General features: G+C 72.4%; 22 protein-coding genes. 7 read left to right on the top strand and 15 right to left on the bottom strand.

The window, feature by feature from the left end; all coding sequences use genetic code 11:
* Positions 1-19 precede the first annotated feature (19 nt).
* From CFP66_RS21125 to CFP66_RS21095, 7 genes are all read right to left on the bottom strand, one after another.
* Entirely contained in the window at positions 20-1,315 is a 1,296-nt protein-coding gene (locus tag CFP66_RS21125) for a GGDEF domain-containing protein (RefSeq protein ID WP_094926868.1), read from the bottom strand.
* Positions 1,316-1,768: 453 nt separating this feature from the next.
* The gene (locus tag CFP66_RS21120) at positions 1,769-3,058 is read right to left on the bottom strand and encodes a diguanylate cyclase (protein ID WP_094926867.1); all 1,290 of its coding nucleotides are present in this window, start codon (positions 3,056-3,058) and stop codon (positions 1,769-1,771) included.
* Between the two features lie 177 nt (positions 3,059-3,235).
* A complete protein-coding gene (locus CFP66_RS21115; RefSeq protein WP_233159591.1) occupies positions 3,236-4,528 on the bottom strand; it encodes a diguanylate cyclase in 1,293 nt (430 codons plus the stop codon).
* 567 nt (positions 4,529-5,095) lie between these two features.
* A complete protein-coding gene (locus tag CFP66_RS21110; protein ID WP_094926866.1) occupies positions 5,096-6,346 on the bottom strand; it encodes an MFS transporter in 1,251 nt (416 codons plus the stop codon).
* Between the two features lie 146 nt (positions 6,347-6,492).
* A complete protein-coding gene (locus CFP66_RS49975) occupies positions 6,493-6,744 on the bottom strand; it encodes a hypothetical protein (RefSeq protein ID WP_094926865.1) in 252 nt (83 codons plus the stop codon).
* Positions 6,745-6,759: 15 nt separating this feature from the next.
* Positions 6,760-7,404 (bottom strand): histidine phosphatase family protein, encoded by a 645-nt coding sequence (locus CFP66_RS21100; protein ID WP_233159590.1) that lies wholly within the window; start codon positions 7,402-7,404, stop codon positions 6,760-6,762.
* 421 nt (positions 7,405-7,825) lie between these two features.
* Complete coding sequence (locus tag CFP66_RS21095) at positions 7,826-8,251, bottom strand: HIT family protein (protein ID WP_094927093.1); 426 nt, start codon at positions 8,249-8,251, stop codon at positions 7,826-7,828.
* Between the two features lie 41 nt (positions 8,252-8,292).
* On the opposite strand from CFP66_RS21095, the gene CFP66_RS21090 reads away from it, so the two are divergent.
* From CFP66_RS21090 to treZ, 4 genes are all read left to right on the top strand, one after another.
* Complete coding sequence (locus CFP66_RS21090; protein WP_094926864.1) at positions 8,293-8,754, top strand: PPOX class F420-dependent oxidoreductase; 462 nt, start codon at positions 8,293-8,295, stop codon at positions 8,752-8,754.
* A gap of 145 nt (positions 8,755-8,899) precedes the next feature.
* A complete protein-coding gene (gene glgX / locus CFP66_RS21085; protein WP_094926863.1) occupies positions 8,900-11,062 on the top strand; it encodes a glycogen debranching protein GlgX in 2,163 nt (720 codons plus the stop codon).
* Positions 11,059-13,413, top strand: coding sequence for a malto-oligosyltrehalose synthase (gene treY, locus CFP66_RS21080; protein ID WP_094926862.1), 2,355 nt, complete (start codon positions 11,059-11,061; stop codon positions 13,411-13,413). Before glgX ends, treY begins: the two co-directional genes overlap by 4 nt.
* A 98-nt stretch (positions 13,414-13,511) precedes the next feature.
* Complete coding sequence (gene treZ, locus CFP66_RS21075) at positions 13,512-15,251, top strand: malto-oligosyltrehalose trehalohydrolase (protein WP_094926861.1); 1,740 nt, start codon at positions 13,512-13,514, stop codon at positions 15,249-15,251.
* A 71-nt stretch (positions 15,252-15,322) separates the two neighbouring features.
* Here the strand turns inward: treZ and CFP66_RS21070 are convergent, their stop codons facing one another.
* On the bottom strand, positions 15,323-16,318 hold the full coding sequence (locus CFP66_RS21070) for a malate dehydrogenase (protein ID WP_094926860.1): 996 nt from the start codon (positions 16,316-16,318) through the stop codon (positions 15,323-15,325).
* 117 nt (positions 16,319-16,435) lie between these two features.
* Here CFP66_RS21070 and CFP66_RS21065 point away from each other — a divergent pair, with 117 nt between their 5' ends.
* Together CFP66_RS21065 and CFP66_RS21060 are read left to right on the top strand one after the other, a co-directional pair.
* On the top strand, positions 16,436-17,632 hold the full coding sequence (locus CFP66_RS21065) for a DUF418 domain-containing protein (protein ID WP_094926859.1): 1,197 nt from the start codon (positions 16,436-16,438) through the stop codon (positions 17,630-17,632).
* 42 nt (positions 17,633-17,674) lie between these two features.
* Positions 17,675-18,115: a hypothetical protein gene (locus CFP66_RS21060; protein WP_094926858.1), complete on the top strand. Its 441-nt coding sequence runs from the start codon at positions 17,675-17,677 to the stop codon at positions 18,113-18,115.
* A gap of 7 nt (positions 18,116-18,122) precedes the next feature.
* Here the strand turns inward: CFP66_RS21060 and CFP66_RS21055 are convergent, their stop codons facing one another.
* Complete coding sequence (locus CFP66_RS21055; RefSeq protein WP_094926857.1) at positions 18,123-18,695, bottom strand: TetR/AcrR family transcriptional regulator; 573 nt, start codon at positions 18,693-18,695, stop codon at positions 18,123-18,125.
* Positions 18,696-18,768: 73 nt separating this feature from the next.
* On the opposite strand from CFP66_RS21055, the gene CFP66_RS21050 reads away from it, so the two are divergent.
* Positions 18,769-19,632: an alpha/beta fold hydrolase gene (locus CFP66_RS21050; protein WP_094926856.1), complete on the top strand. Its 864-nt coding sequence runs from the start codon at positions 18,769-18,771 to the stop codon at positions 19,630-19,632.
* Here CFP66_RS21050 and CFP66_RS21045 read toward each other — a convergent pair.
* The 6 genes from CFP66_RS21045 to CFP66_RS21020 form a co-directional block, all read right to left on the bottom strand.
* Entirely contained in the window at positions 19,607-20,086 is a 480-nt protein-coding gene (locus tag CFP66_RS21045; protein ID WP_094926855.1) for a CoA-binding protein, read from the bottom strand. The genes CFP66_RS21050 and CFP66_RS21045 overlap by 26 nt on opposite strands.
* On the bottom strand, positions 20,083-21,387 hold the full coding sequence (locus CFP66_RS21040; RefSeq protein WP_094926854.1) for an O-acetylhomoserine aminocarboxypropyltransferase/cysteine synthase family protein: 1,305 nt from the start codon (positions 21,385-21,387) through the stop codon (positions 20,083-20,085). The genes CFP66_RS21045 and CFP66_RS21040 overlap by 4 nt, the downstream gene beginning before the upstream one ends.
* Before the next feature lie 34 nt (positions 21,388-21,421).
* On the bottom strand, positions 21,422-22,123 hold the full coding sequence (locus tag CFP66_RS21035) for a dienelactone hydrolase family protein (RefSeq protein ID WP_094926853.1): 702 nt from the start codon (positions 22,121-22,123) through the stop codon (positions 21,422-21,424).
* Positions 22,124-22,205: 82 nt separating this feature from the next.
* Positions 22,206-23,639 (bottom strand): PPE domain-containing protein, encoded by a 1,434-nt coding sequence (locus CFP66_RS21030; protein ID WP_094926852.1) that lies wholly within the window; start codon positions 23,637-23,639, stop codon positions 22,206-22,208.
* A complete protein-coding gene (locus CFP66_RS21025) occupies positions 23,636-23,914 on the bottom strand; it encodes a hypothetical protein (RefSeq protein WP_143517329.1) in 279 nt (92 codons plus the stop codon). The genes CFP66_RS21030 and CFP66_RS21025 overlap by 4 nt, the downstream gene beginning before the upstream one ends.
* 161 nt (positions 23,915-24,075) lie before the next feature.
* The gene (locus tag CFP66_RS21020) at positions 24,076-24,663 is read right to left on the bottom strand and encodes a DUF3558 family protein (protein ID WP_158228163.1); all 588 of its coding nucleotides are present in this window, start codon (positions 24,661-24,663) and stop codon (positions 24,076-24,078) included.
* Between the last annotated feature and the right edge of the window lie 1,076 nt (positions 24,664-25,739).

Below are 25,739 nucleotides of genomic sequence, written 5' to 3'. Positions count from 1 at the left end.
GGACTGCGCGACCGTGCAGTCACGCAGAGTCATCAATTGAGGCAGGACCGGGAGGCAGTTCGCTGCTGTGACGCAGCGGCGCCACCGGGGGCCGGGCGGACACCGGCACGCCCATGCGCACGATGTTGCGACCCGCGCGCTTGCCTGCGTACAACGCCGTGTCGGCGATCTGCAGCAGCGTGCGCAGGTCGGCCCCCTCGTCCGGAGACAGGGCTCCACCGATGGAGACGGTGAGCCCACAGACGGTGAGCGGGCCGTCCGGCGTGGGCATCTCGACCCGCAGGTCGGCCACCCGCCTGCGGATCCGCTCCGCCACCGCCTCGGCCTCGGCGGACCCGCCGTCGCCCCCTGCGAGCATCACGACGAACTCCTCCCCTCCGAAGCGGCCCACGAGATCCCGGTCGCGGACCTCGGCGCGCAGAGCGCCGGCCACGGCGGCGAGCACCCGGTCGCCCACGAGGTGGCCGTGCGTGTCGTTGACGTTCTTGAAGTGGTCGAGATCCAGCACGAGCACCGCACCCGGCCCCTGTCCGCGGCCACCCCGGCGCAGCACCTTCTCGGCCTGCGCGTGCCACGCCGCGGCGTTGAGCAGCCCGGTCTTGCCGTCGATGCTTGCGGCCTCCTCCAGGTGCCTGACCAGCACAGCGCGGTGCAGGACCAGCAGCGGCGGCAGCGCGAGGAGCACCAGCCACGGGTTGACGATCAGCGCGACCGCGGTGAGCGCCCCGAGCGAGAGGGTGGCTGTCTCGAGCAGGTTGTCGTCCCAGTGGCCCAGGACGCGCACGAGGTCCGGCTGCGGCGCGCTCATGGCGACGGCGCCGGCGACGAGGCCGTTGTTGACCGTGGTGTAGGCGAGCAGCGCGAGCACGATCCCCGGCACCCCGTCAGCGGGAAGCGCTGCCGGCCCGCGCCCGACGAGCGTGACCACCGCGGACGCGGCGAGGCAGGCCAGCACGATCGTGGCGGTGCTGTAGACGCCGCGGTACAACGGCACGCGAGGTCGCCCGGTGCGCGCCCACACGTGCAGGTGCACCACGACGGCGACGGCCACGGCGCACGCGGGCGGCAGCACGAGCGCCCCGGCGAACGTCCAGACAGAGCTGAGGTTCGCGTGGTTGCCGCCCGCCGTGACCCGGCGACGGATCCGCTCGACGCCGATCGCGGTCTCGGTGTGCACGACGCCCAGTCCGGCGAGCAGCACGGTGTGCAGGATCTGCGGCCCGTCCGGGAACGGCGTGCGGGTTGCGACAACGACGACGAGCCCGAGCGCCGTGGCCTCGACGGCGAGCACCGAGGTCGCGAGCCGATGCGGCATCTCCCACAGGGGCCAGCCGCGGACCCTCCACACGTGGACCGGGCGAGCCGCGGCGCGAACTCCCTCGTGATGTGTGGACATCTGCGCTCTCGATCGCTTCGGCGGCCCGATGAGGATAGTGCACTTCACTCGCGGCGTCATTTGAACGCCCCGCACGAGAGGGAGGGTCGTGACACAGTGAGATGGGCCGACTGCGCAGAACACATGGTTACACCGAATCGACGTCGGGTGACGACCGAATGCACGTCCGCCGCTGGCGCGGTCGGAACAGCTCCCGCTGCGCCTCGGAGTGCCGAAAAGATCGAGTCGGGGAGGAGGGATCAGATGCGCAACAAGGACTGGAACTGATCAAGGGATTCCAATGATCATTCGTCCCGCTGCTGATCGCCGGAAGTGGTGACGACAGGGCGCCGGATCTGCGAGGATCTGCCGCCCTCTCACCACGCCCGGCGATCAGCGCCGCACCGGCGCGACCTCGATGCGCACGGTGTTGCGGCCGGCTCGCTTGGCCGCGTAGAGCGCGGTGTCGGCCGTCTGCAGGAGCGAAGCGAGATCGCCGCCGTTCGCCGGGAGCACCGCGCCGCCGATCGAGACGCTCAGGCCCTCCACCGTCCGCGCACCGTCCGCCGACGGAAGGGGAAGGCGCAGGTGGGCGATCCGTGCCCGGATCCGCTCCGCAACCACCTCGAGCTCCACGGACTCGAGCTCCACCGACCGGGCACCGTAGGCCACACGCCGTGGCATCACGACGAACTCCTCGCCGCCGAGGCGGCCCACGAGGTCGTGCGCCCGGACGACCCGGCGCAGCGCATCCGCCACGGCCGCCAGGACACGGTCTCCGACCATGTGGCCGTGCGTGTCGTTGACCGACTTGAAGTGATCGAGGTCGAGCACCAGCACGCCACCGCAGCGCTCCGCGGCGCCCGGACGGACCAGGACACGCTCCGCCTCGGCCAGCCAGGCGGCTGCGTTGAGAAGGCCGGTCTTGCCGTCCGTGCTGGCCGCGACCTCCAGCGGGCGCACCAGCACGGCCCGGAGCACGGCGAACAGTGGCGTCAGCACGAACAGGACGAGCCACGGGTTCAGCGCGAGCGCGATCGCGGTCAACGCGCCCATGCAGAGCATGCCGATCTCGAGGACGTTCTCGTCCCACGGTCCGAAGAGCGCGGACGGGGCGGCGCGCGGCGTGCTCACCCGGACGACCGCTGCGATGAGACCGGTGTTGATCGCCGCGTAAAGGCCCATGGCGACGAGGAGCACCCACAACCGGTGCTCCGGCGGGCCGACCTGCTCGAGGAAGGCCCCGGTGACGAGGCAGGCCAGCACCACGGTGGCGACGCTGAACAGGTGGCGGTACAGCGGAACCGACGGGCGCCACGCCCGCCACCACAGGTGCGTCAACATGATCACCGCGACGACCGCGGCGTGCGGACCGGCGAGGACGACGACGCTCGCGAACGTCCACACCGAGTTGAGATCGACGTGATTGGCGTCGACGAGCCGCCGGCGCATCCGCTCCACACCGACCGACAGCTCGGTGTACGTGACGCCCAGCAGCACGAGCGCACCCGCCGCCGCGAGCTCCTCCGGCGGCGGCGGCGGACGGCGAGCGAGGTCGCCGATCACGAGCACCGCCGCGACGACCTCCACGAGCAGGACCGTGACGAGCACACGGCGCGGGAGCGCCCAGACCGCCCAGCCGCGCACGCCGGGCCGCTGCGGTTCGCAAGCCTCCACGCTCACGGCACGCGCTCCACCGGTCCTGTCCGTGTCCTCGATCGAGTCGGCCGTTGCAGAGTAGTGCAGCAAGCGGCGCGATGACCATGGAATCAGAGCGACCGCGAGACCCCCGACAACGATCGATTCGAACGACGCACCGACGGCCTCACGACAGCCCTCTGCGCTCTCGGTGCGGCACGCTCACACGCCGAGATCCGGGCCGACGCTCGTGGTGCCCGCGCTCTTGGTCATCGACCGCAAGGGGGCCCGTCCGACCAGCACGCTGCCCATTCGCACGGTGTTGCGCCCTGCGCCCTTCGCCACGTACAGCGCCTTGTCCGCCACCTGCAACAGATCGCGCAGGTCCACGTCGGTGTCCGGGGAGAGCGCGCAGCCGATGGACACGGACAGGCCCATCACGCTCAGCGGCCCGTCCGGGGTCGGGATCTCGACGCTCAGATCGGCCACGCGCCGCCGGATCCGATCGGCGACCGCCTCCAGCTCCGTCGACCCACTGCCCTCCAGCCCTGCCAGCATCACGACGAACTCCTCGCCGCCGAAGCGGCCGACGAGATCGCGTTCCCTGACCTCCGAGCGCAGAACCCCGGCCACCGCAGCGAGCACGTGGTCCCCTGCGAGGTGGCCATGGGTGTCGTTGACCGCCTTGAAGTGGTCCAGGTCGAGCACCAGCACGCCGCGCATGCCGTCGCCCCGCCGTCGACGCTGCAGGACGCGCTCGGCCTGCACGTGCCACGCCGCGGCGTTGAGCAACCCGGTCTTGCCGTCGGTGTTCGCGGCTTCCTCGAGGTGCTTGACCAGGACCGCGCGGTGCAACACCAGAAGCGGCGGCAGCACGAGGACGACGAGCATCGGATTGATCGACAAAGCGACTGCGGTGATCGCTCCGAGTGACAGCGTGGCGAACTCGAGAAGAATGTCGTCCCAGCGCCCGAGCGCCTTGCTGATGTCGGGTTGCGGATTGCTCATCGCAACCGCGCCGGCGACCAATGCCGTGTTCACAGTGGTGTAGGTCAGGATCGCTCCGGCGAGCAGGAGCACTCCGGTGGCTTCGCCGCCCAGCCCGCTCCCGCCGTCGCGATGCACGCCCGCCACCCCTGCCGCGGCGAGGCAGGAGAGAACGATCGTCGCCGTGCTGAAGACGTGTCGATAAACCGCCACCCGCGGGCGCCAGGAGCGCCACCAGAGGTGAGTGAAAACGACAATCGCCACCGTCACGGCGAGAGCAGGCGGTACCAGAAGGGCGGCTGCGAACGTCCACACGGAACTCAGGTCCACGTGCAGCGTATCGATGATCCGGCGACGAATGCGCTCGACGCGCAACGCGATCTCGGAGTGCACGACGCCGAGCCCGCACACCAGAAGGCTCATCATGATCGATTGGTGGTCGAAATCACCTGGCGAGATGCTCAGGACCGTGAGCAGAGCCGCCGTGAGCTCAACGACGAGGATTGGGCCGAGCAGCCGACGCGGCATGGACCAGATGGCCCATGACGAAGGTCGCCATATGGAGCTGACCTCGGTGTCTGGCACCGGGGCGGCCGAGGCAGCGTCCTGGCGCGCACCCCTAGACATTCATACTCTCAGCCATCTCCCCTATCGAGGGAAGTAAGGCTACTGGGCCTGCCCAGGGCTGTCACGGGCCACGCACCCCAAGGGGGGATGGCCGTGACCTAGGCCACGAACACGAGCGGCCCTCGCTGACGAAGGAGGTGGCTCTGCCGCCCCTGCCGAGTCTCCGGTGCGGCGCTCCCACCTGCGGCTCTCGGGCGAGAGGCCCTTCCATCCGGAACCGGAGGGCGCGCCCGTCGCCCGGCCATCTACCAGGAAGGGAACGCCCCGTGCGCAACCGCAGCTGGTGACCCACCCACCACCCGACCACCCACCACGAAAGGAACCCCCCGTGCGCAACCGCAGCTGGTGACCCACCCACCACCCGACCACCCACCACGAAAGGAACCCCCCGTGCGCAACCGCAGCTGGTGACCCACCTGCGAGCGAGCCGCTCGCGAACCCCGTCGACGACGTTCCCTCCGGTCAGCGCTACCGAGCGGGGGTCGGACGTTGCGTCGCCGGCAAGGTGGTGGCGTTGGCGCAGTGCCAGGCGATGGCGCCGCCCAGCGACAACACCGCCCCGATCACCCCGGCCACGGCCACCGCGGTGGCCGGATCCCACGCGTCGGCGAACAACCCGCCGATGAGGACCGCACCACCCTGCGCAGCGATGATCCCGGACGCCGCCACGCCGATCGCCCGACCACGGCCGGCGTCCGGGGTCGCTCGCACGAAGCTCGCCTGGGTCTGCAGCAGGTAGGCGGTCGAGAGCATCCCCGACACGCCCCACAGCACCAGGGTGAGCGGCAGGCCGGGGCGCAGCGCGCACAGGACCAGCGGGATCCCGGCCGCCACCGCCATCACCCCGATCAGCCGCGGCCTCGTCGCGGCGGGGACGAAGCGCACGAACAACCAGGCGCCGAGCACGCTGCCGAGCGGATCGGCGGCCATGAGCAGGCCGACCACGGCAGGCCCGGCACCCAGCTGGTCGGCGTACGGGGCGGCGAGCGCCTCCGGCACGACGTACCAGCCGACGAGCCAGGCGAGGACGACGAGCGCGCGCCGCCGCGGATCGGTCGCGATCTCGACGAGGCCGGCGAGCACCCCGCGCAGCCCGCCGACCGATCCTGGCGCAGGGGCGTCGTCGGCGCTGCCGGGTCGGGGCCGGTCAGCCACTCCGACCCGGACGACGACCGCCGACAGGGCGAACGACACGGCGTTGCCCAGCAGCGCGACGGCCGGGCTGACGGCCGCGACGAGGAGGCCACCGCTCGCGAAACCCACCAGCTGTGCCGTCTGGCTGGTGATCTGCCGGACGGCGAGGCCGCGCTCGTAGAGCTCGCCGCGCAGGATCTCCGGGTAGAGCGCGCCCTGGGCGGCGGTGTGCGGGGATCCGAGCAGGACGACGACGACCAGGAGCCCGCAGAGCGCCCACAGCGGGAGGCCCGGGATCGCCATCGCCGCCACGAGCACCGCCCGCGCCACATCCGACGCGATCATGACCTCGCGGCGCCGGTACCGGTCGGCGAAGCCGGACAGCAGCACCCCGCCGAGCAGGGCGGGCAGGAACGTGAGGGCGTAGGCCACGGTGGCCCACAGGGCGGAGCCGGTGCGGCCGTAGACGAGGACCGCGAGGGCGACGCGCGCGAGCTGGTCCCCCGCGATCGAGAACAGCTCCGCACCCCAGATGATCCGGAACTCGGGCACGCGGAAGACCGCGCCGAGCCCGCTACCCGCCATCCGGTCGTTCCCCCCTCGGCCTCAGCCGGCTGCGCCGCTCGATGCACCGAGCGTAAATGATCATGCGCAGCGCGTCAGCACGCGGGAGATGCTGCCCGGTGCTGCCTCTCCTCTGCAACAAACGAGATGTTCGATCACCCGCTTGCTCACCGAGGGGCGGGCAGATCGTCGACGACGTCACGCAGCGCAACGACGGGTAGGCCGTGGGCCGCCGCGACCTCGGGCTGGACCAGCCGTCCGGCCGCGACGAACTCGTCGTCGGGCAGCCCGGCACCGGCACCGGCGTCGCGCTCGAGCAGCACCTGGTGGCCGCGACCGGTCAGCTCCCGCACCCCCGCCGGCGTGATCGCCACGCGGTACTCGTGGTTCTTGACCTCGCGCGGGACGCCCACCAGCATCCCGTCGATCCTGCCCTACGCCGCGTCAGCCGTCATCGTGAGCAGGTCAGCCACGTGGGCGGTCTCGTTGACCGTCCGGACGACGCGGCGCCCGTCGCGCCCCGCGAGCACGCGCGTGACGCCCGTGTAGTCGAGCGGGAACACCAGCGGCCGGTCCAGCCCGAGCAGGTGCGCGAGCCAGGTGTTCACGACACCGGCGTGGGCCACGACAACGGCGGTCTCCCGGCCCGGGTGCGCGGCGACGACGCGCTCGAACCCGCCGGCGATCCGCCGCGTGAACGCCGGCAGGTCGACGCTCTCGGGCAGCAGTCCGGCGAGCATCCGCTGCCACGCGGCCGGGTCCAGCCGCGGCATCTCGTGGACGGGCACGTAGTGGGAGGAGTCGGCGTCGTACTCCCGCAGCTCGTCGACGACCACCGGCTCCACCCCGAGCGCGGCCGCGAGGGGCGCCGCCGTCTCCCGCGCCCTGGCCAGCGGGCTGGTGTAGATCCCGGCGATCTCGTCCCGCGCCAGGGCGTCGACGAGCCGCTGCGCCTGCCGCTCGCCGAGCGGGGTGAGCGACGGGTCGGCCGGACCCCCGGGGCGGTCCGCAACGGCCGCGTCGGACGGGTGGATGCGCTCCGGCAGCGCGTGCCGGACGAGGACGAGCTGCACTGTCATACCTCCACTGAAAGGCTCCATCCACAGGCTGGCACGCGCGAGATCGACGTGGTGAGTGTCACGCGCCGGATCCAGACCCATCACGTCGATCTCGTATGCGGCAACTCACCGTGCCCGGCCGCAAGAGCGGCAAGCCGCGCAACAGGTCAGCGCGCGGCCGCAGGGCGGGCCGGCGCAGTACCCTGTGGGTCGGTGTCGCCACCGGCGCGTTCCTCGGTGTGGATGCCCGCAGGACGGTCAGCGAGTGGGGGCAGCGCGCCGCCAACCGGCGGCCCGCAGTGCCACGATGCGGTTCCGGACCACGAGCCAGCCGCGACCGCCCCGCCCGCGCCCCCCTTCGTGAGCGCGGTCGCGAGGACCCTCGTGTACGGCTCACCGCGCCGCCACATGATCAACGCCGGATGGACGCAGTAGGCAGGCGTCAGTCCGGGACGAAGTTCCCGTGGCCCGCCGCCCGCAGCGCCGCGCGCAGCTTCTCCGCGTGCCCCTCCTGCTCCTGCGCCTCCACCGACGGGGCGGCGTTCGCGAAGTCGAAGGCGGCCATGTCCCAGGCCGGGAACACGTGCACGTGCAGGTGCGGCACCTCGAACCCGGCGACGAGCAGCCCGACGCGCGGCGGCTGCCACACCTCGCGCACGGCCGCGCCCACGGCATGGGAGACCGTGGTGAGGTGCGCGAGCAGCTCGGGCTCGGCGTCGACCCAGTGGTCGACCTCGGCGCGGGGCACCACCAGGGTGTGCCCGGGACCGAGCGGGTTGATCGAGAGGAAGCCGACGGCGCGCTCGTCGCTCCAGACGAAGCGTCCGGGCAGCTCGCCATCGATGATCCGGGTGAACAGGGTGCTCATCACCACGAAGCCTAGCCCGGCCCGCACTAGGCTCGGCGACCATGGCCCGGACCCTCGCCACGAACACCTCCGTCGACCGCGACGGCCTCCTCGAGTTCATCCGCTGCCGGCACAAGATGGTCCTGCTCACTCCGCGCGCGGACGGCGGTTGGCAGGGCTCCCCGGTCACGGCGGGCGTCGACCCCGAGGGCCGGATCGTCGTCTCCACCTACCCGGAGCGGGCGAAGGCGGCCAACGTCGCCCGCCACGGGAAGGCGTCGGTGATCGTGCTCTCCGACGACTTCGGCGGGGCGTGGGTGCAGGTCGACGGTGATGCGGAGTTGCTCACCCTGCCCGAGTCGGTCGAGCCGCTGGTCGAGTACTTCCGCTGCATCTCCGGCGAGCACCCGGACTGGGACGAGTACCGCCGTGCGATGCACGACCAGGGCAAGGCGCTGATCCGCATCACGCCCACCCGGTGGAGCCCGGTGGCCACAGGGGGTTTCCCCGCTCGGCTCGGCTGAGCGGTGCCCGCGACCCGGCGCCCCGTCGGGGGACCCCGGTAACCTCTGCGCGTCAGGAGGATCCGGAGCCACCGGTTCCTCGCCGGGAAGACAACGAGTACGAACGGCCGCGGCCGGGCAGTCACTCACGAGACGCGGAGGAACCATGCGGCCGTGGCCGGGCCACGCCTACCCCCTGGGCGCCACCTACGACGGATCTGGCACCAACTTCGCACTCTTCTCCGAGGTCGCCGAGAAGGTCGAGCTCTGCCTGTTCAGCGCCCGGGGCAAGGAGACGCGCGTCCCGCTCAGCGAGGTCGACGGGTTCGTCCACCACGGCTACCTCCCGAGCGTCGAGCCCGGCCAGCGCTACGGCTACCGGGTCCACGGGCCCTACGACCCCGCGCAGGGTCTGCGGTGCAACCCGCAGAAGCTGCTCATCGACCCGTATGCGAAGGCCGTCGACGGCCCGGTGCGCTGGGACGAGGCCGTGTTCGGCTACCCGTTCGGTCAGGCGGAGGCGCGCAACGACGTCGACTCCGCGCCGTACGTACCGAAGTCGGTGGTGGTCAACCCGTTCTTCGACTGGGGAACCGACCGCGCCCCGCGCACCCCGTACCACGAGTCGGTGATCTACGAGGCGCACGTGCGGGGCCTCACCATCGCCCACCCGGAGATTCCGCGGGAGCTGCGCGGCACCTACACCGGGCTCGCGCACCCGGTGATGATCGAGCACCTCAAGACGCTCGGCGTCACCGCGGTCGAGCTCATGCCGGTGCACGAGTTCCTCAACGACCACCACCTGCAGGAGAAGGGCCTCTCCAACTACTGGGGCTACAACACCATCGCGTACCTGGCCCCGCACCACGCCTACGCGCGCGATTCCGGGCGCGCGGGCAACCAGGTGCAGGAGTTCAAGGCGATGGTCCGCGACCTGCACGACGCGGGCATCGAGGTGATCCTCGACGTGGTCTACAACCACACCGCCGAGGGCAACCACATGGGCCCCACGCTCTCGCTGCGCGGCATCGACAACTCCGCCTACTACCGCCTCGTCGAGGACGACCCGCGGTACTACATGGACTACACCGGCACCGGCAACTCGCTGAACGTGCGCAACCCGCACACGCTGCAGCTGATCATGGATTCGCTGCGGTACTGGGTCACCGAGATGCACGTCGACGGCTTCCGCTTCGACCTCGCCTCCACTCTGGCCCGCGAGTTCTACGACGTCGACCGGCTGTCGGTGTTCTTCGACCTCGTGCAGCAGGACCCGGTCATCAGCCAGGCCAAGCTGATCGCCGAGCCGTGGGACGTCGGGCCCGGCGGCTACCAGGTCGGCAACTTCCCGCCGCTGTGGACCGAGTGGAACGGCAAGTACCGCGACACCGTCCGCGACTTCTGGCGCGGCGAGCCGGGCACGATCGGCGAGTTCGCCTCGCGCCTCACCGGCAGCTCCGACCTCTACAAGGACGACGGCCGCCGCCCGTACGCGTCGATCAACTTCGTCACGGCGCACGACGGGTTCACCCTCGCCGACCTCGTCTCGTACAACGACAAGCACAACGAGGCCAACCAGGAGGGCGGCGACGACGGCGAGAGCCACAACCGCTCGTGGAACTGCGGCGTCGAGGGCCCCACCGACGACGCGCCGGTGCTCGCGCTGCGGGCCCGCCAGCAGCGCAACTTCCTCACCACGCTGATGCTGTCGCAGGGCGTGCCGATGCTGCTGCACGGCGACGAGCTGGGCCGCACCCAGGGCGGCAACAACAACGTCTACTGCCAGGACAACGAGACGTCCTGGGTCGACTGGTCGCTGGCCACGAAGAACACGTCGCTGGTGCATTTCACCGCCGGCGTCACCGCGCTGCGCCACTCCCACCCGGTGTTCCGCAGGCGCAAGTTCTTCGCGGGCCGGCCGCTGGGCAGGCGGAAGCCGGGAGCGCTCGCCGACATCGCCTGGTTCCAGCCCTCGGGGCAGGAGATGACCGAGCAGGACTGGGATTCGGGCTTCAGCAAGTGCGTCACCGTATTCCTCAACGGGCAGGGCATCGACGAGGCCGACACCCGCGGTGAACGCGTCACCGACGATTCGTTCCTGATCTGCCTCAACGCCCACTACGAGGACATCGACGTCACGCTGCCCGCCGCGGAGTACGGCGCGCAGTGGGCCGTCGTGGTCGACACCGCGGCCGGCGAGGTCACCACGCTGTCCTCCGTGCCGGGCGTCACGGCGGCCGAGCCGCACACGGTGGCCGGCGGCGCCGTGCACCCGGTGCCGGCGCGGGCCGTGCTGGTCCTGCAACGGGTGGAGGCGGCGGGATCGTGAACCCCGGGCCCGCGCCGAGCTCCACCTACCGTCTGCAGTTCTCGCAGGACACGACGTTCACCGATGCGCGCGCACTGCTGCCCTACCTCGACGCGCTGGGTGCCGGCGCGCTCTACGCGTCACCGCTGCTGGAGTCCGGCGCCGGCTCCAACCACGGCTACGACGTGGTCGACCCCACGCGGGTGTCGCAGGAGCGGGGCGGCGAGGAGGGCAGGCGCGCCCTGGTGGCCGCGGTGCGCGAGCGCGGGCTGGGTTTCGTTCTGGACATCGTGCCCAACCACGTCGGCGTCGACGTGCCGCAGGCGAACCCCTGGTGGTGGGACGTGCTCGCGCACGGCCGCTCCTCGGAGCACGCGGGCACGTTCGACATCGACTGGGACGCGGGCCCGGTCCTGCTGCCCGTCCTGGACGCCGACGAGGAGAAGGCGCTCTCGGAGCTCAGCGTCTCCGACGACCGCACGCAGCTGCGCTACTACGAGCGCGCGTTCCCGGTCGCGCCCGGCACCGGCGACACCGGCACGGCGCAGGAGGTGCACGAGCGCCAGCACTACCGGCTCGTGTCCTGGAAGCGCGGCGCGGCCGAGCTGACCTACCGCCGCTTCTTCGACGTCTCCACGCTCGCCGCGGTGCGCGTGGAGCTGCCGGAGATCTTCGAGAAGACCCACCGCGAGGTACTGCGCTGGGTCGAGGCGGGTGACGTCGACGGCATCCGCGTGGACCACCCGGACGGCCTGTCCGACCCCGGCGCGTACGTCCGCATGCTGCGTGCCGCCCTCGGGCCGCAGCGCTGGCTGCTCGTGGAGAAGATCCTCGGAGTCGGTGAGGACCTGCCGGCCTCCTGGCCGGTGAACGGCACGTCGGGCTACGAGGCGCTGCGCGAGATCCAGGGCGTCTTCGTCGATCCCGACGGTGCCGGCGTGCTCACGCAGCTGGCGGCCGAGCACACCGGGCGCAAGGAGTCGGCGCACGCGGCGGAGCACGCCGCACGCCGGGAGGTGGCCGACACGATCCTGGCCGCCGAGGTGCGTCGCATCGCCGCGCTGGTACCCGTGCCGGAGGCCCCGCCGAGCACCGAGGAGGAGCCGGGCGAGGCCGCCGACCGCGTCCGCACTGCCGTCGCGGAGCTGCTCTGCGGCTTCCCGGTCTACCGCAGCTACCTGCCCGAGGGCCGGGAATCGCTGGACACGGCGGTCACCGTCGCGCGCACCCACCGGCCCGACCTCGCCGACGTGCTGGAGGCCATCCGGGCCGCCATGCTCGCCGACCCCACGGGCCTGCTGGCCACCCGCGTGCAGCAGACGTCGGGGATGGTGATGGCCAAGGGTGTGGAGGACACCGCGTTCTACCGCTGGAACCGGTTCGTCGCACTCAACGAGGTCGGCGGCGACCCGTCCCGGTTCGGGGTGGCTCCGCCGGAGTTCCACCGCGGGCTCGCCGCGCGCGAGGCGTCCTGGCCGGCCACGATGACCACACTGTCCACCCACGACACCAAGCGCTCCGAGGACGTCCGCGCACGCCTGGCCGTCCTCGCCGAGATCCCGGACGAGTGGGCCGGCCGGATGCGCCGCTGGGCCGCCGCGCACCCGCTCCCCGACCGGTCGCTGGAGCTGCTGGCCTGGCAGAACCTCGTGGGCGCCTGGCCGATCCCTGCGGAGCGGATGTCGGGCTACCTGACGAAGGCGGCCAAGGAGGCCAAGCTCGTCACCAGCCACGTCGAGGCCGTGCCCGAGGTCGACGAGGCCATCGCCGCGTGGCCGGAACAGGTGCTGGCCGACGCCGAGCTCGTCGCGGAGATCGAGGATTTCGTCACCCGCATCGCGGGCCCGGGCCGGGCCAACTCGCTGGGCCAGAAGCTGCTGCAGATCGCCGGCCCCGGCGTGCCCGACGTCTACCAGGGCACCGAGCTGTTCGAGTACTCGCTGGTCGACCCGGACAACCGCCGGCCGGTCGACTGGGCAGCCCGTCGGGAGCTGCTCGCCCGCCTCGACGACGGCTGGCTGCCCGACGTCGATGCCGAGGGCGCCGCGAAGCTCCTGGTCACGGCCAGCGCGCTGCGGCTGCGTCGCTACCGGCCCGAGGTGTTCACCGGCTACCGGCCGCTGCCGGCCCAGGGCCCGGCCGCGAGCCATGCGGTCGCCTTCGCGCGCTCGGCGTCGCTGGTGGCCGTGGCCACCCGCCTGCCGGTGGGCCTCGCGGAGCGCGGCGGCTGGGCCGACACGGTGCTCCCGTTGCCCGAGGGCACGACCGACTGGCACGACGTCATCACCGACACCCCGCTAGACGGCGCGGCGCCGAGCCTGGGGCAGCTGCTGCACCGCTACCCGGTAGCCCTGCTGGTCCGCCCGGCGTAGCCGGTCGTAGCCCGGCGAAGACCGCAGGTCCGTGGGATGGGCGGCGTCACACCATTGCGGCGGGCGTGTCGCAGCCGGGGCGGGCAGGATCGTCGGGCGTGACCGATTTCGCCGTGTGGGCGCCGCAGCACGACCGCGTCCGGGTGCTCGTGGACGGCACTCCCCACGAGATGACCGCGGGTGCCGCGGGGTGGTGGCGCGCCGCCGTCCCGGACGCGGCGCCCGGCACCGCCTACGCCTTCCTCCTCGGTGAGGACGAAGAGCCCCTCCCCGACCCGCGTTCGCGGTGGCAGCCCACCGGCGTGCACGGCGCCTCGCGCGTCTACGACGACACCGCGTTCTTCTGGACCGACCAGCACTGGACCGGCCGGCAGCTGCCCGGCAGCGTGCTCTACGAGCTCCACATCGGCACGTTCACACCCGAGGGCACGTTCGACGCGGCGATCGCGCGCCTCGACCACCTCGCCGGCCTCGGCGTCGACATGGTGGAGGTGCTGCCGGTCAACGCGGTCGACGGGCCCCGCAACTGGGGCTACGACGGGGTCGGCTGGTACGCCGTCACCGAGAACTACGGCGGCCCGGACGCGTTCAAGCGGTTCGTCGACGCCTGCCACGCGCACGGCATCGGCGTGGCGCTCGACGTCGTGCACAACCACCTGGGGCCCTCGGGCGCCTACCTGGACCGCTTCGGCCCGTACTTCGCCGGCAGCAACATCTGGGGGCCGTCTCTGAACCTGGACGGCGCGCACTCGGACCAGGTGCGCCGCTACGCGATCGACAACGCGCTGATGTGGCTGCGCGACTTCCACGTCGACGCCCTGCGGCTCGACGCCGTGCACGCGCTGCGCGACAGCCGCGCCACGCACCTGCTGGAGCAGATGGCCGTCGAAGTCGAGGCGCTCTCCACGCACGTGGGGCGACCGCTCTCGCTGATCGCCGAGTCCGACCTCAACGACCCCCGGCTGATCACGGCGCGGGAGGCGGGCGGGTACGGGCTGCACGCGCAGTGGGCCGACGACATCCACCACACGCTGCACACCGTGCTCACCGGGGAGTCCCAGGGCTACTACGCCGACTTCGCGGCCGCCGGCCTCACCGGGCTCGCGCACGTGTTCACCCGCGCGTTCCTGCACGAGGGAACCTGGTCGAGCTTCCGGCAGCGCAGCCACGGCGCGCCGGTCGACACGCACCGCGTCCCCGGCCACCGCTTCCTCGCCTACCTGCAGAACCACGACCAGATCGGCAACCGCGCCACCGGCGACCGGCTCACCCAGAGCCTCTCCCCCGGCCTGCTGGCCTGCGGCGCCGCGCTGGTCCTCGGCTCACCGTTCACCCCGATGCTGTTCATGGGTGAGGAGTGGGGCGCGCGCACCCCGTGGCAGTTCTTCTCCCACTTCCCGGACGAGGCCTTGCGCGAGGCCGTGCGCACGGGCCGGACCGCCGAGTTCGCCGAGCACGGCTGGGGGGACGCGGAGGTCCCCGACCCGAACGCGGAGAGCACCTTCCTCGACTCGAAGCTCGACTGGGACGAGCCTGCCCAGGAACCGCACGCGACCCTCCTGCGCCTGCACCGCGAGTTGATCGCGCTGCGCAGGGCGTGGCCGCAGCTGTCCGACCCGTGGCTGGACGAGGTCGAGGTCGGGGTCGACGACGTGGCCCGCACGGTCGTGCTGCACCGCGGCGAGCTGCGGGTGGCCTGCAACCTCGGGAGCGAGCCCGCCACCCTCCACATGCAGGGCCCGGTCGAGCGCATCCTGCTGGCGTCGGAGCAGGTGGAGGGTGAGGAGTCGGCGATCACGCTCCGCCCGGAGTCGTTCGCGGTGGTGCTACTCGCCTGAGCCCTGATCGCAGCAGAGCCACCTTCCTGCAACGTGGCTGCGGGAAAGTGGCTCTGCTGCAATGCGGGGGGTCAGAGCAGGCCGAGACCCTTCACGGCCTCGCGCTCCTCGACCAGCTCGTTCACCGAGGCGTCGATCCTGCCGCGGGAGAACTCGTCGATCTCCAGGCCCTGCACGATCTCCCACTCGCCGTTCTTCGAGGTGACCGGGAAGGAGGAGATGATGCCCTCGGCCACGCCGTAGGAGCCGTCGGACGGGATCGCGGCGGAGGTCCAGTCGCCCTCGGGGGTGCCGTTCACCCAGTCGTACACGTGGTCGATGGCGGCGTTGGCCGCCGAGGCCGCCGACGACGCGCCACGGGCCTCGATGATGGCGGCACCGCGCTTGGCGACGGTGGGGATGAACTCGTCGCGCAGCCACGCGTCGTCGACCTGCTCGGCAGCGATCTTGCCGCCGACCTCGGCGTGGTAGAGGTCGGGGTACTGGGTGGCCGAGTGGTTGCCCCAGATCGTGAGCTTCTTGATCTCGGTGACCGGCACCGACAGCTTCTTCGCCAGCTGGGCGACCGCGCGGTTGTGGTCGAGGCGGGTCATCGCCGTGAACCGCTGCGCCGGCACGTCCGGGGCCGCGGCCTGGGCGATCAGGGAGTTGGTGTTGGCCGGGTTGCCCACGACGAGGACGCGCACGTCGTCGGCGGCGTGGTCGTTGATGGCCTTGCCCTGCGGCGCGAAGATGCCGCCGTTGGCCTCGAGCAGGTCGCCGCGCTCCATGCCCTTGGTGCGCGGGCGGGCGCCGACGAGCAGCGCGATGTTCGTGCCGTCGAACGCAACGTTCGCGTCGTCGGTGATGTCGATGCCGCTCAGCAGCGGGAACGCGCAGTCGTCGAGCTCCATCGCGGTGCCTTCGGCTGCCTTCACCGCCTGCGGGATCTCCAGCAGGCGCAGGCGGACCGGGGTGTCCGGCCCGAGCAGCTGCCCGGAGGCGATCCGGAACAGCAGCGCGTAGCCGATCTGGCCGGCAGCTCCGGTGACGGTGACGGTGACGGGGGACGAGGTCGACGCAGGCACGCGGGCAGGCTAGCCCTCGTCGCCGATTCGCGCCGCGACGGGGACCACACCGCGAAGGAGCAGAGATCGATCGAAGGGTGGACTCGCGTACGCCGGCGGACGCCTAGTTTGTCGGGTATGACCGCGCCGCCGCCCCTCGACCCGGGCGCCACGCCGACCGCTGCCCGCGCTCTCGCGCCCGACCTCGCCCGCGGCGGCATGCTGCTGCTGATCGCGCTGGCGAACGTGCACCTCTGGTCCTACGGGCACGCCCTGGGCACGCGTGGTTACCCGCAGGACCTGGATCCGGTGGACCAGTCGGTCGCCCTGCTGCAGATGCTGCTGGTGGACGGGCGCGCGTACCCGCTCTTCGGGTTCCTGTTCGGCTACGGGATCGTCCAGCTCGCCCGGCGGCGGGGCACGGTCGGGATGCCGGTCGAGGCGGTGACGCGGCTGGTCCGGCGCCGCGGCGGGTGGATGATCCTCATCGGCCTCGTGCACGGGGTGCTGCTGTGGTCGGGTGACATCGTCGGCGCGTACGGCCTGATCGCCGTCGCGCTGGCCGGGCTGCTGGTGCGCGGCGGCGACCGGACGCTGCTGGTCACCGGCGCCGTCGGCGCCCTGCTGTCCGCGCTGCTCTACGCCCTCTCCGCCCTGCCGACGGCGGACGGCACGCAGTCGTTGTTGCCGTCCATGGCCATCGAGAGCCCCATCGCCGCACTCCCGGTGCGGGCGTTCGAGTGGGTCTTCATCGGGCTCGTCACCCAGGCCATCGGTGTATTCGCGGCCGTCGCGCTGGGCGCGTGGGCGGCGCGGCGCGGCCTGCTCGACGAACCGGCGAAGCACCGGCCGCTTCTGGCACGCACGGCCGGCGCCGGCCTCGCCGCGGCTGTGCTGCTCGGGCTGCCGATGGCGCTGATGAGCGCAGAGCTGTGGACGTCGGCGCCGGTCGTCGTCCGGATGCTCGGCGGGTCGCTCCACGCGATCGGCGGCTACGCCGGGGGCCTGGGCTACGCGGCGCTGTTCGGCCTGCTCGCGATCCGGCTCGCGGGCGCTACCGGGCCCGTCACCTCAGCGCTCCAGGCGGGCGGGCAGCGGTCGCTGTCGAGCTACCTCGCGCAATCCGTCGCGTTCGCGGTACTGCTGCCGGCCTGGACGTTCGGGCTGGGCTCCGGTGCGCACCTCTGGCAGACGGCGTTGTACGCCATCGGCACCTGGTCGGTGATCCTGCTCGTGGCCGCGGCTTCTGCGCGATCCGGCTACCGGGGCCCGGCCGAGGTGCTCCTGCGGCGCCTGACCTACGGACCGAGCCGCCGCTCCGCCCAGCCCGCCTGACATCGCCGCCCCCGTCCCCGACCCGCGGGTTACGGTCGACCGGTGACCGCATCGCCTCCGGACCCGCGGCCCGACGACGAGCGCCCGCCCTCCTGGGCGGGCGCTCCCGGCTACACCTCCTACTCCGACGACCTACCGCCGCACGCCCCGATGCCCGGCGCGCCGCCCTACCCGGCGGCACCCGAGCCGGGCGCGCCGCCCGTCGGGCAGCCACGGCCGCGCACCAGGTTCCGGGCCGCACTGGGCGCGGCCGTCACCTGGGCTTCGGTGAACCTGGCCCTGGTCCTGGCCGTCTCCGGAGCGCCGGGGAGCGCAGAGTCGCTGGGGCGCTTCGTCGGGGCGCTGGGCGTGCCCACACTGCTGGCCGCAGCGGCCGTCTGGGCGGTCGCTCGGCGCCGCGGCTGGCCGTTCTGGCTGCTCGTCGTCGTGGCGGCGCCGGTGTTCTGGTTCCTGCGAGTCGTCCTGCCGATGCCGGCGGCCTGAGGCGGCGCTAGGGCCGTTCTGCGGCCCGGACGGCGGCGACGACCGCGCTCGCGGCGGCATCGAGCGCCTCGGTGCTGCGCGCCGCCCGGCAGATGACGAACGCACCTTCCAGGCTGGTGATGAGCACGATCGCGAGCCGCCGGGCCGCCGCCGCGTCGAAGCCCCAGCGGACGAACCGCTCGGTGCCCGCCACCGTCCACTCCTCGAACACCGCGGCGGTGGCCGCGCGCAACGTCTCGTCCGTGCTGGCGACCTCCAGCGCGACCGTCGCGATCGGGCACGCGTCCGCGTAGCCGGTGGCCTCGAGCAGTTCCGCAGCCCCCGCGTACGACGTCTCGACCGCGGCCACCGCGCCCGGGGCCGCGTCGAGCAGCGCCATCACCAGGTCCTGGTAGGCCCGCCCGGAGGAGCGGATCACCTCCGCGGCGAGCTGCTGCTTCCCGCCCGGGAAGAAGTGGTAGATCGACCCGAACGGGGCCCCCGCCTCCGCGACGATCTGCTTCAGCCCGGTGCCCGTGTAGCCCTGCCGCCGGAACAGCTCGCCCGTGGCGTCCAGTATCCGCGCCTTCGTGTCCGCCACCCGTTTCCTCCTTGCCGGTCGACCGGCCCCGACCCTACCCTCTCAGTAGAGCGATCTATCAAGAGGAGGCGTCATGGCGGAGATCGAGCTGTCGGCCGGCACCGTCGAGTACACCGACACCGGCGGGGACGGGCCCGTCCTCGTCTTCCTGCACGGCGTCACCGTGGCGCCGTCGGTGTGGCGGCACGTCGTCGCCGGGCTGAGCGACGAGTACCGCTGCGTCCTGCCCCACCTGCCGCTCGGATCGCACCGCCGTCCCATGCGCCCCGACGCGGACCTGTCATTGCCCGCGATGGCCGGGCTGATCGGCGAGTTCCTGGAGCGGCTCGACCTGCGCGAGGTCACCCTCGTGCAGAACGACTGGGGTGGCGCCCAGGTCCTGGTCGCCCACGGTGGCGCCGAACGGGTCGCCCGCATGGTGCTCACCCCGTGCGAGGCCTTCGACAACTACCCGCCGGGACTGCCCGGGCGCCTGCTCACGCTCACCGCTCGCGTGCCGGGTGGGCTCGCGGCGCTGGCGCACCTGCTGCGCCTGCGCGCGGTCCGGCGCGCCCCCGGCGGATGGGGCTGGATGAGCAAGCGCCCGGTTCCCGACGAGATCATGGACGAGTGGTTCCGGTCCGCCCGTGAGCAGCCCGCGGTGCGGCGCGACCTCGCCGCGTACGGGCTGAGCATCCCGTCCCGCGAGGTACTGCTGGAGTGGGCCGAGCGCAACCGTGCCTTCACCGGGCCGGTGCTGGTGGTGTGGGCCGCGGAGGACCGCGTCATGCCCGGCGCACACGGGGGCCGCCTCGCGGCGCTCTACCCGCAGGGCCGGCTCGTGACGATCAGCGACAGCTACACGCTCGTGCCCGAGGACCAGCCCGCGGCGCTCACGTCCACGATCCGCGGCTTCCTCGCCGAGACGTCGGTCAGCGGGCGCGGCGCCGCGAGCTGATCACACCGGTGTCGAACCCGGCGATGTGCAGCCCGCCGTGGAACCGCGCGTGCTCCACCTTGAGGCAGCGGTCCATCACGACCTCCAGCCCCGCGGCCTCCGCGCGGCGCGCCACCTCCTCGTCGAGCAGGCCGAACTGCGTCCAGAAGACGTGCACCCCCTCGAGCGCCAGCACGTCGTCGAGCACGGCCGGAAGGTCCTCGCGGCGGCGGAACACGTCGACGAGGTCGGGCACCACCGGCAGGTCGGCCAGGCTCTTGTACACCGGCCGGCCGAGGATCTCGGTGGCGTTCGGATTGACGAAGTGGACGTCGTAGTCGGTGCTGGCGAGCAGGTAGGTGGCCACGAAGTTGCTCGCCCGCGCCGGGTTCGGCGACGCGCCGACCACCGCGACGGTCCGGGTCTCGTGCAGGATCTGCTGGCGCCGCGTGGCGGACGGGTTCTCCCAGGTCATACCGATGCTCCCTTCTCGGCGGCCGCCAGCGCCTGGTCGAGGTCCCAGAGGATGTCCTCGACGTCCTCCAGGCCGACGCTGATCCGGATCAGGTCCGGTGGCAGGTTGGCGTCACGCAGCTGCTCGTCGGTGAGCTGCTGGTGGGTGGTGGAACCGGGGTGGATCACCAGCGTGCGCGCGTCGCCGACGTTGGCCAGGTGGCTGCACAGGCGCACCGACTCGATGAACCGCTGCCCCGCCTCGCGCCCGCCCCGCACCCCGAACGCGAAGACGGCGCCGGGCCCCAGCGGCAGGTAGCGCGCGGCGCGGTCGTGGTGCGGGTGGTCGGGCAGGCCCGCCCACCGCACGTACGACACGCGCGGGTCGGCGTCCAGCCACTCCGCGACCGCCCGCGCGTTCGCCACGTGCGCCTCCATCCGCTGCGGCAGCGTCTCCACGCCCTGTATCAGCAGGAACGCGCTGTGCGGCGACAGCGAGGGCCCGACGTCGCGCAACTGCTCCGCGCGCAGCTTGGTGAGGAAGCCGAACTCCTGGAAGTTGCCCCACCACGTCAGGCCGCCGTAGGACGCGACGGGCTCGGTCATCTGCGGGAAGTTGCCGTTGCCCCACGGGAAGCGGCCCGACTCGATCACGACCCCGCCGAGCGTGGTGCCGTGCCCGCCGATGAACTTGGTGGCCGAGTGGATCACGATGTCGGCGCCGTGCTCGAGCGGGCGGCACAGGTAGGGCGTGGCGAGCGTGGCGTCGACGACGAGCGGCACGCCCGCGTCGTGGGCGACCTCGGCGAGCGCGGCGATGTCGGCGACCTCCCCGCCCGGGTTGGACACCACCTCGGTGAACAGCAGCTTCGTGCGGGGCGTGATCGCCGCCGCGAACGACTCGGCCTCGCCGCCCGACACGAACGTCGTCTCCACGCCGAAACGGCGCAACGTCACGTCGAGCTGGGTGATCGTGCCGCCGTACAGCCCCGCCGCCGCGACGATGTGGTCGCCCGCACCGGCCAGGGAGGCGAAGGTGAGGAACTCCGCGGCCTGCCCGGTGGCGGTCGCGACGGCGCCCAGCCCACCCTCGAGGCTCGCCAGCCGCTCCTCGAGGATGGCCACCGTGGGGTTCGCGATCCGGCTGTAGATCAGCCCGTACTTCTGCAGGGCGAACAGGCTCGCCGCGTCGGTGGTGTCCTCGAACACGAAGCTCGTGGACTGGTAGATCGGCACCGCTCGGGCGCCGGTGGCCGCGTCGGGCACGTGGCCCGCGTGCACGGCACGGGTGCGGAAACCCCAGCTCCGGTCCTGCTCGCTCATGCCCCCATCCTGCCCCCTCGCCTGCGCGAGCTCCTCAGAGGTGCGCGCGGAAGAAGGCCACGATCCGGCGGTGTGCGTCCGCGGCGCTCGGGGCGTGGTACTCCGCGTGGATCGGCGAGCGCGCCGCGATCGCGCCCATGAGCCCCGGCGGACGGGTGACGAACGAATGCCCCGCCTCGGGGTAGGTGGCGACGTCGTGCGGCACGCCGAGCTCGTCCAAGCGGGCCACGAGCCGCTCGGGGAAGCCGCGCGTGGACGCGTCCCGCCCGCCGTAGCTCGCCACCACCGGGCAGGCGCGCTCGACCTCGATCGGGAGGTTGTAGAACGGGGCGCTCACCTTGTACCGGCCGGTGCCCGCGAGCAGGAGCGCGAAGCCGCCGCCCATGCAGAACCCGATCGTGCCGATCCGGTCGGCGGCGACCTCGGACCGCCGCGCCAGCCAGCGACGGCCCGCCTCGATGTCGTCCAGTTCGCGGCCGGCGCCCCGCCGCACGGTGCGCACGGCGCGCGCGACGCACAGGGCGGTGATCCGGCCGCGCGCGAAGAGGTCGGGGATCAGCACCGTGTACCCCTCTGCGGCGAGGTCGCGGGCGACACGGCGCATCTCGTCGGTCATCCCGTACGCCTCGTAGATCATCACCAGCGCGGGCCCCGGCATCTCCACGGCATCCGGCACGGTCAGCACGCCGGGCAACGACGTCCCGTCGTCCGCGGGGAAGCTGATCTCGGTCTGCACGGTGCCGACGCTAGCGCTTTCGTCCTCACAGGGGTGGTGCCGCCGGTGCCCTTGCGCTGGGACCCGTCGCAGCGCTGCGGGCTCAGGACCGGAGCGGCGGCTCGTCGTCGGCGGGCGTGATCACCGCGGGTGGGAACCAGCGGTCGTCGGCGAAGGCATCGGAGTCGTCGAGCAGGTAGTCGGGCCTTCGGCGCTCGCGTTCCTGCCCGCCGGCCATTCCCGGCGCCATCGGGGGGTAGAGGCCGCCCGGGTGGCCCGTGGGCGACGAGCGGGGTGAGGGGCCACGCGGCGCCTGCTCGGCGGCAGCCGTGGACGGCGCCGCCCCGCCGCGCGCGGGCGGCTCGGGCGCGCTCCTGGCACCGCCGGGCGGCGGGCCGGTCTCGGCCACGGGACGGCCGCCGCCCGGCAGCAGCGCGCGCTCGGAGGAAGCACCGGAGAGGGCCGGCCGGCCGGCGTGCTCCCCCGGCCGAGCACCTCCGGGCACGAGGTCCCGCCAGCCCGGCGACGGCGTGGCACGGGGTGGAGGGGCAGGCACCACCGGGCGTGGCTGTCCCGGGCGTGGGTGTCCCGGCGCGGGGTTCGCACCCGGACGCCCGGGCTCGCTTCCCCGTGTTGCCCCACCCGGCCGTGGTGGTGCGGATGGACGCGAGCCCGGCGGGGGCCCGCCGCGGGTCGGAGCGGTGCCCGGCGCCGCTCCCACCGGCACCGGTGGCACCACACCCCCGGCCGGCGCCCCCTGCCCCGCCGCGGGGCCACCGGCCGGGCTGCCACCCGGGGCCACCACGGGAACGCTCCCACCAGCTCCGGCAAGCGGCGCGGGTGCGGGCGGTGGGCCCGGCACGGGAGCGGGACCGGCACCCGGATCGAGCGCACCGGGAGCCTGCTGCGCAGGAACGAGTCCGCTGGGCCCGGTGGCCTCACCGGCGGCACCCGGGAGACCCGGTCCCGCGGTGGCACCGGCCGCGGCCGCCACCCCGGTGACCACCGTGACCTGCGGCGGAAAGGTCCAGTAGTCCATGTTGCGACGGTTCTCGTAGGAGTTCTGGGTGTAGGTGTTCATCAGCTCGACCGCCCGCGCCGACCGGTTGGCGGCGTCCTGCTCGACCGCGTGCAGGTCGTCGAGCCCGTGGAAGAGGTACAGGGGGTCGGTCTGCGCCTTGGCCATCTCGGCGTCACGCTGCGCCGTCACCGGCTCCGGCATCGTGACCCGCAGCTCCCTCGCCTGCTCCCCCTGCGCCGTCACCGCCTGGGCCGTGATCTTCGCGTCGTTGGCCGCGTCGAGGGCCCAACGACCCAGGGGAGTCATCGCCCCCCGGGTGGCATCGGCGGCAGCGCCCTCCCACCCGGCCGACGACCCCGCCATGGCCGCCGCGATCCGCTGATCCGTCCGCGTGATCAACGACTCGGTCTCCGCCCACGCGATCTCGGCCGCCTCCGAGACCCCCCGGCCAGGACCGCGGTGCACGGCGTCGTAGATCTCCTGGTGAGCGAATCCCTCCCACCGCACGTCGCTCACATCCGACCCCACCGGGCCGCGTTGTCACCTTCGGTGCGGCGGTAGTGGTCCTCCATCAGTTGGAGGCTGTCGCGGATGCGCACCAGCTCGGCTTCGTACGCCACCAGGGCGGCGTAGGGGCCGTCGGCGGCCTCCATGACAGCTGCGTTGTAGTGCTCCTGCACCGTGGCGCTCACGGGGTCGCCGAGCCAGGCGTCGGGGATGAAACCGATCCTTCCGAGACGGGTGACGTGGGCTTGAACCTCACTGATCGCCTCCTCGAACGCCGTTCGCATCACGGGGAGGGCGTGCGGCTCGAGCCGCAACTGGACAGGCGGATGAGAACCAGGCATCTGCGCCCCCTCGATTCGCGACACCAGCGACGCTACGAGGTCGTGTGCACGTTCACGGGCGATCGCACGATTTCGTGTGCGTTCGCTAACGGAGTTACTCCGCCTCAGTGAAGCTGGAGGAGCGTCGACATGGCGGCCTCAGCTGCTCGGCCCGCCGCAGCACAGAGTTGCTGCTGCGAAGCGGCTGGCTGCGGGTCGCTGCTCCGGAAGTTGATATCCAATGTCTGTCCAGGCGCGACATCAACGATCACCGTGCAGAAGTCCCCGTTCCGGGTCGGCCTCGCCTCTGCAGCCGGGAAGCCAGCCACTCGAACCGACTGCAGCTCGGCGACGAGCTCGCCGGAGGTGAAGATCTCCACTCCGGCAGTGGAGACGACGCTGACTGCCACCGACACCGCCCGGGGCGTGAAGCCTCCGAACAGGCATAAGGGGATCTCGCGGCCAGGATAGGGCGGCAACGGTCCGACATCGAGCCGCGGCCGCGCATCCAACCCCAGCTCCGCCCGCTGCGCCTCGGTCAGCAACGAGCAGGGGTCGACCCCGTCGATCCGCACGTCCCGGGGCCGGGGCGCGAGCGCCGAGGTGGGTGCCGGGGCCGCCGGGTCGGCGGGCGAGGGCTCGTCGCCGGTGATCGTGCATGCGGTGACGAGCAGGAGCAGGGCCAGCATCATCACAGCCCGCACCGCGCCCACAGGAGGACGGTAGCGGCACCGGCACCTTCCGGAGGTCGCGATCCACGGCACCATCCGGCGGCTCGACGCCCTGCGAGGCCGGCAGCGCGTTGATCAGATACGTCATCCGGCTCGATCCACGCGCGGCGCCGTGCGAGTCGCACGCCATGGCCCTCGCGACCGCACTCACGTACGTCTCGCGCGCCGGCTCGCCGTCATGATCGCCAGGAGTGGTGTGAGGGCGTCAAATCTGTCGCCCTCACACCACTTCTGCTGATCATGGCCGTCGCGTTCCGCTGAACGCACCCGTCTCATGATCAGATAGACCTGGTGGGGCTTGAGGAAAGATCCAACCCCCCTCACGTCTATATGGTCATGAAATCTCCTGTGGGCGGGCCGTCCCCGGCTCGCGACCATGCCCCACACCCCGCCCTGGCCTTCCGCGCAGTCGGCCGGGTTCCCCGATCCCCGCCCGTCGGCGAGGTGGCCGGGTTGGCACAACTGCCGAGTATCGGGGCGAGTATCGGGGCTGGGTGGGCGGCCGTCCCCGGCGCGGGCCCAGGCCCGTTCCGGACGAGCCCGTCACCGCTGGGCGCGTGCGCACCTTGCGGTCGTCCTGATCCACCCCTTACCCGTGATCATCGGTCGGTCGGCGGCGTGCCCACCTCTCATCAACGGTGGGATCGGGACAGGCGCTGCACAAGGAGCCAGTTGCCGAATCGGTCAAGCCCGCACCGCGAGCGCTACCTCGATCACGGCCACATCGCGGCCAGTCGACCATCCACCCGTGATCACCGCTACCGGCCGGGCGCGGTCCACGAAGATCGACCTGACCAGCACCTGGGCGCGGGTACGACGACAGTGGCGCACTTGTCGGAAAGATCACGGCCGAGTGATCGGCCCGAGCCGCACCCGGGTGCTGCCGCGGCGACGCCAGGTACTTCTCGCAGCGATCACCACCTGCACCACTGCCCCCATCCAGCAACGCACTGTCAAGGGCCAGTAGGAACTGCCCAGCGGCGGCCGTGAGACCTGCCCGGTGACGGTCACGAGATCTGCCCGATGATGGCCATGGGATCTGCCTGGTGCTGGCCATC

The sequence above is a fragment of the Pseudonocardia sp. MH-G8 genome (assembly GCF_002262885.1).
Lineage (GTDB): Bacteria > Actinomycetota > Actinomycetes > Mycobacteriales > Pseudonocardiaceae > Pseudonocardia.
This window is presented reverse-complemented; position numbering and strand designations above follow the sequence as displayed.